Below are 769 nucleotides of genomic sequence, written 5' to 3' on the forward strand. Positions count from 1 at the left end.
CCCGGTGCCCGCCCCCGCCGCCCGCGGCACAACCCCGCCCATGTCCTGCGACCCCGGCGAGACCGTCGGCGCCTTCCTCTGCCAGGCCGGCCAGCTGTTGCGCGCCGCCGCCATCGAGAACCCGCGCCTGGAAGCGCGCCTGCTGCTCGGCCACGCCATGGGCGCGACGCCCGCGCAGCTGATCCGCGATGCGCGCGCGCCCGTCCCGCCCGAGGCCGCCGCCCGCTTCCGCGCCGCCCTCGCTGCCCGGCTGGACGCCACGCCGGTCGCCCACATCCTCGGCAGCCAGGGCTTCTGGACGCTCGATCTCGCCGTCTCGCCGGCCACGCTGATCCCCCGCCCGGACAGCGAGACGCTGGTGGAGGCGGCGCTCGACGCCTTCCCCGATGCCGCGGCGCCGCTGCGCGTGCTCGACCTCGGCACGGGCACCGGGGCGCTCCTGCTCGCGGTGCTCGCCGAGCGGCCGAACGCCTTCGGGATCGGGGTGGACCTGGTGCCGGGGGCGGCGGCGCGGGCGGCCGCGAACGCCGCGCGCAACGGGCTGGCCGACCGGGCCGCCTTCCTGGCCGGCGACTGGGACGCCGCGCTCGCCGGTCGCTTCGACCTGGTGCTCTCGAACCCGCCCTATATCGAATCGGCGGCCATCGCGGGGTTGATGCCGGAGGTCGCGCGGCACGAGCCGCGCTCGGCCCGGGATGGCGGCGCGGGCGGCCGCGCGGCCGATCGGCGGCGGGGCGCGGCCGTGCCGGGGTTGCTGGCGCCGGGCGGC

General features: G+C 79.5%; 1 protein-coding gene. It reads left to right on the plus strand.

Annotated elements, in window-relative coordinates:
* Nucleotides 1-40: 40 nt before the first annotated feature.
* Nucleotides 41-769 (plus strand): N5-glutamine methyltransferase family protein (locus tag AC1MIR_RS27200; RefSeq protein ID WP_480031301.1); only part of this gene is annotated, 729 nt, incomplete at its 3' end.

It is taken from the genome of Falsiroseomonas sp. RANM36, assembly GCF_056682175.1.